Origin of the sequence: Bradyrhizobium genomosp. III, from assembly GCF_000261705.1 — a bacterium.
In the GTDB taxonomy this organism is placed as follows: Bacteria; Pseudomonadota; Alphaproteobacteria; order Rhizobiales; family Xanthobacteraceae; genus Bradyrhizobium; species Bradyrhizobium ottawaense.
In genome coordinates, this window is the sequence record NZ_AJQF01000558.1 from 1 (window position 1) to 4,940 (window position 4,940).

At 58.6% G+C, this 4,940-nt stretch carries 6 protein-coding genes; 2 read left to right on the forward strand and 4 right to left on the reverse strand.

Going from position 1 to position 4,940, the window contains the following annotated elements; translation table 11 throughout:
• A partial coding sequence (locus IC66_RS48075; protein WP_210161493.1) for a hypothetical protein occupies positions 1-514 on the forward strand: 514 nt, incomplete at its 5' end.
• Positions 515-531: 17 nt separating this feature from the next.
• Here the strand turns inward: IC66_RS48075 and IC66_RS0141910 are convergent.
• From IC66_RS0141910 to IC66_RS0141925, 4 genes are all read right to left on the reverse strand, one after another.
• On the reverse strand, positions 532-1,128 hold the full coding sequence (locus tag IC66_RS0141910; protein ID WP_014497769.1) for an anthranilate synthase component II: 597 nt from the start codon (positions 1,126-1,128) through the stop codon (positions 532-534).
• Positions 1,125-2,519: an aminodeoxychorismate synthase component I gene (gene pabB / locus IC66_RS0141915; RefSeq protein ID WP_038951341.1), complete on the reverse strand. Its 1,395-nt coding sequence runs from the start codon at positions 2,517-2,519 to the stop codon at positions 1,125-1,127. The genes IC66_RS0141910 and pabB overlap by 4 nt, the downstream gene beginning before the upstream one ends.
• Before the next feature lie 153 nt (positions 2,520-2,672).
• Positions 2,673-2,990, reverse strand: a complete 318-nt coding sequence (locus IC66_RS0141920; protein ID WP_011084888.1) for a Dabb family protein — start codon at positions 2,988-2,990, stop codon at positions 2,673-2,675.
• A gap of 135 nt (positions 2,991-3,125) precedes the next feature.
• Positions 3,126-3,761, reverse strand: a complete 636-nt coding sequence (locus IC66_RS0141925; protein ID WP_011084889.1) for a GntR family transcriptional regulator — start codon at positions 3,759-3,761, stop codon at positions 3,126-3,128.
• A gap of 114 nt (positions 3,762-3,875) precedes the next feature.
• Between IC66_RS0141925 and bioB the strand changes: the two genes are divergently transcribed.
• Entirely contained in the window at positions 3,876-4,871 is a 996-nt protein-coding gene (gene bioB / locus IC66_RS0141930; protein WP_011084890.1) for a biotin synthase BioB, read from the forward strand.
• Positions 4,872-4,940 lie beyond the last annotated feature (69 nt).

The window sequence follows — 4,940 nt, forward strand, 5'->3', positions numbered from 1 at the left end:
AACTCAGGACTGGATAAAACTTGGGGGCAAGGTCAGGAGGAGCCTATTTTTTGACGAATATCGAAACGTTTGCGAGGCGCCGCCGGCGCACGAAGTCGTGCCTCGCGCGCTTTGCTTGTCACCTGAGCATAGGGACGTCCTTTTATGGATCCAATCAGGGCAGCAGAAGACAGCCGATGAAATTGCCGAGCTCAATCGCAACGTCGATGCGCAGCAAGCCGAGCTAAGGCGGATCTCGGATCAGATCGCAACCCTGACCCAAAGAATCGAGGGGCTGCAGAATCCGGCGCCTGTTGCTTCTCCTGCTCCTGCTGCTTCTTTGCCCCCCGCGCGCACCACATCCAAGCCGGCCAAGAGAGACGTCCGGCCCTCGAAACCGCAGGGGCTGGTTTCCGTCGGAGGCGGGCCGCTGACTGCAGAGCCAAGCACGGAACAGCGCGGATTACCACAAAATGCCTGCCATATGAGGCTTCGCCTTCCAACCACGTCGAAAACCGACGGTCCACCATCTTGATTGGCAGGCCGAGCCTCTCATTGCTCCGCGCGGTTTCGGAAATCCTGTGCGAGTCGCAAGAAGTTCTTAAGCAGGACGTGCCCCTGTGAGGTAAGTATCGACTCGGGATGGAACTGGACCCCATAGGTGGGATAATAGCCGTGCGTGAGGGCCATGATCTCGCCTTCCTCCGAACGCGCTGTCACTACGAGGTTCTGCGCACATGACTGATCAAGCGCGACGATAAGAGAATGGTAGCGTCCGACGTCAAGCGGGGTTGGCAGTCCCTTGAATAACCCTCGGCCGTCATGCGCAACGTATGAGCGCCGACCGTGCATGGGCCGACGCGCACGCGCCACCCGTCCTCCGAAAACGCTTGCAATACACTGATGTCCAAGGCAGATGCCGAGAATTGGTACGCGTCCTGAAAGTTCGCGAACCACTGCTGTCGATATTCCTGCCTCAGTTGGGGTGCAGGGGCCGGGCGATATGACCACCGCGCGCGGGTTGAGACCAACGAGCTCGCTGATGCTGATAGCGTCGTTTCGGATCACTTCCGTTGCTTCACTGAGCTTGTGGAAATAGCGGGCAATATTGAACACGAAGGAATCGTAATTATCGACGATGACAATCAAAATGCACCAGCTGGTTCAGTACCAAATGCATCAAAGATTCGCTCTGCCTTGGTGAGCGTTTCCTCGTATTCGGCCTCGGGCTTCGACAGGGCCGTTATACCGCTGCCCGCATGAAACACAGCCAGGTCGCCGTCGATCGTGACAGTGCGGATCGCAATACTGGTGTCCATGTGCCCGTTGAAGCCGATGAAGCCGATCGCCCCACAATAGACCTCTCGCGCTATGCGCTCGATTTCTGTAATAATTTCCATCGACCGCGGCTTTGGCGCTCCCGTAATGGAGCCGCCGGGAAAGCAAGCGCGGAGCAGGCTAACGGCGTCTTCGTCTCCGGCAAGTTTCCCCGTAACGATCGACACGAGATGGTGCACCGAGGCATAGGACTCGAGATTGCATAGGGCCGGAACCCCGACCGAATGCGCAGTGCAAACGCGTGACAGATCGTTACGCAAAAGGTCGACAATCATCGTGTTCTCGGCCTGATCCTTTTCGGAAGCGAGGAGAGCAGCCGCACGGCGGTGGTCTTCCTTGGGATCAGGCGAACGCGCTATCGTGCCCTTGATGGGGCGTGTCTCGACTTGTCGCCCCTCAAGTTTCAGGAATCGTTCCGGCGAACTTGATGCGATGGTCAGCTTTCCCCATCGCAGCAGGGCCGCAAAAGGCGCCGGATTCAATGATCGTAGCTGGCAATAGAAGGCGAGCGGATCAAACGAGGTCGACAGGCGGGTGCTGAAACGCTGCGCAATATTTGTCTGGAACACGTCACCCGCGAGAATCAAGTCGATCACGCGTTGTACCGCCGCAATGTAGCCGTCGCGGCTGAAGTTCGAGCGCCACGCGCCCGCTTTGCTGGGACAACCCTTCTGTGGCGCCTTTGGACCGGCAAGCAATGCTGCAAACTCGTCGGCTCGACGAAGCGCTCGTTCGCTCCGTCGCACGCGATCCTGCTCCGGCCATCCGGTCGAGACGATCCAGCATTTGTTATCCCGGTGGTCGAAGCTGATGACCACGTCATAGAAATGCAGGATGGATTGGGGCAAACCCAGACCGGCAATTGGCGGGGCAGACAATCGCTCCAATGTCCTGTTCATGTCGTAGGCAAGGTAGCCTGCCGCTCCTCCCTGGAATGGCGGGAGATCGGGACGATGCTCTTGCGGGTACTTCGCGAGTAGCGTGCGAAGGACCTTCCATGGATCGGCCTCGAGAGTCAGTCCGTTCCAACTGGCTTGGCCGTTCGCGACCCTGTAGGTGCTGAAGGGGTCGCACGTTAGATATGAGTAGCGCCCAAGCAGCTCGTGCCTTGCTGCGCTATCGAGAAACGTGAGATGCGATCGATGCCCAAGACGTCGCATCGCTGTGACAGGTTCAACCCACTGCAACTCGCGAACGTACATCGGGTTATCGGTCACAGGCGGCTGACGTCGTGAAAGTGCCGTTCCATCTGTTGCCCCACCGATGAGAATGACTCTTATCTGTGCTGGGCCGAAACATGAGGCCCATTGCCAAGTTACGCCGGCGGCGGACTTTTTGCTGCGACAGCACCAGGATCATCCTGCCGTGGAGGCGAAAGGGGTATCTGTTGATACATCGTAGTCGGCCGCGAACCGCAGCTCGCGGAGCGGTCGGACCCGTTTAATCGATTCCTGGTAGAGATCGTGCGCTTTGTACGCTGCGAGCTCTGTCTCGCTGTCGAACTCACCATAGACCACGATGTCGATATCGTTGCCGAGCTGATCGGTCTTGCGGTTACGGGCAACCTCAAGCCGGCGCGCATGCGGTATCGTGCTGAGAAGCGAAAGACCTTCGATGATCTGGTGGATATGCGCCTCGTCCTTGGCGCTGAAGAAAACGATGTGACGAATCATGGCCGTCCGTGGAGATGTCGCTAGCGGGTGCCATAACTATCTGGGAATAGATTCGGTTGCAATGAGGCTAGTCGCTTGCCGCATGATCGTCGCTTGCAACCGTCGGCGATCTGCAATGGAGCTTGCCAGATTTGCTCAGGACGCCGGAAGGGCAAGTCGCTCAATGGTTTGAATGTGCCGCGTGAGCAGGTTACAGGCGTGATCGACGTTGCGCGTTCGCAGGGCTTGCAGAATCAGGCGGTGATCTTGATTGGAGCGCGGTCGCCAGCCCACCGATCGCGCCATCGCGAACACCAATCGAGAATTGGCAAGCTGCAATCCATCGAGGCTCGCGAGCAGACGCGGCATTCCGCACGGCGCGACCAAGGCTTGGTGAAAGGCGCGGTTGGCCATCTCAAACTCCTCGATCGTCTTTGCATTGTCTCCTTCGATTAGGGCGAGCTCGATTTGAGCCAAATGAGCTGTTGTCAGTCTTGGCCCCGAATGGCGCAATGCCACCACCTCGAGCGCGGCGCGCATTTCGGCGATCTCCTTCACTGAACGGGTATCGAGCGGGGCAACCCGAACACCGCGACGCGGCACAGCGACAACAAGATGTTGTGCCTGCAGGTGCCGAAAGGCCTCGCGCACGGGGACGTGGCTGGAATTGAATTCTCGTGCAACGTGATCCTGACGGAGTGGTGCGCCTGGCGCTAAGGCGCCGCTGATAATGCGCTCAGCGATTGAGTCCGCGATGCGCGCGACCATCGTCATGTTGTCAGCAGTGATCATAGATTATCTACCGCAATAATCGGTGCATTTGCGAGGCAGCTCGATTAGCATCTCTTCGAGGGCGATGACTATAGATAATTCACGCGATTATCTACAACTGAGCGAGATTGGGTTATGGATGCTGCTGTGCAAGTCCAACGAAAGAAAGCTAGCAACGGGGCGCAGGTTCGTAATCATTGGAACGTCGAAGAGGCTAAGGCGCTCTACGACCTTCCTTTTGCCGACCTGATGCTTCAGGCGCAGCGCGCTCATCGCAAGAACTTCGATCCAAACCACGTCGAAACTGCGAGCCTGCTCAGCATCAAGACCGGCGGCTGTCCGGAGGACTGCGGCTACTGCTCGCAAAGCGCGCATTACGCGACCGGCCTGAAAGCGACCCGTCTGATGCGTTGCGCCGATGTGGTTGCGACCGCACAGCGCGCGAAGGATGCCGGCGCTACGCGCTTCTGCATGGCCGCGGCCTGGCGCACGCCAAAAGATCGCGATCTTGATTCCGTCTGCGACATGGTCAACGCGGTCAAAGGTCTCGGCATGGAAACGTGTGTCACGCTCGGCACGCTGACACCGAAGCATGCCGCGCGCCTCGCCGAGGCCGGCCTTGACTTCTACAATCACAACGTCGACACATCGCCCGAGTTTTACAGCAAGATCATCACCACCCGCAGCCTCCAGGACCGCATCGATACGCTGGCGCATGTGCGCGATGCCGGCATCAAGATCTGCTGCGGCGGGATTATCGGCATGGGCGAGCGCGTCGAGGACCGCCTAGGTATGCTCGTGTTGCTCGCCAATCTTCCCAACTATCCCGAAAGCGTGCCGATCAACCTGTGGAACAAGATTGAGGGCGTACCGGTGGAAGACACCGCGGAGCCTCCCGATCCGATCGCGCTGGTCCGGCTGCTGGCGACCGCGCGGGTCATGATGCCGAGGAGTGTGGTTCGCTTGTCCGCCGGGCGGCAATACATGACCGATGAATTGCAGGCGCTTTGCTTCTTGGCCGGCGCAAATTCAATCTTCGTCGGCGACGTGCTCTTGACCACCAATAACCCGAAAGTTGATCGCGACGCGGATCTGCTGGCCCGGCTCGGCATCACGTCCGGGCTCGCCTGACGGAAGCAGCGCGCCCAATATGTTGCCCCTACACCAGCCTAGGGTCCAGACTCAATTGAGCCAATATGC

Coding starts and splice junctions, on each gene's coding strand:
- pabB (WP_038951341.1), bottom strand. CDS start 2,519: ATGTACGTTCGCGAGTTGCAGTGGGTTGAACCTGTCACAGCGATGCGA.
- IC66_RS0141925 (WP_011084889.1), bottom strand. CDS start 3,761: ATGATCACTGCTGACAACATGACGATGGTCGCGCGCATCGCGGACTCA.
- bioB (WP_011084890.1), top strand. CDS start 3,876: ATGGATGCTGCTGTGCAAGTCCAACGAAAGAAAGCTAGCAACGGGGCG.
- IC66_RS0141920 (WP_011084888.1), bottom strand. CDS start 2,990: ATGATTCGTCACATCGTTTTCTTCAGCGCCAAGGACGAGGCGCATATC.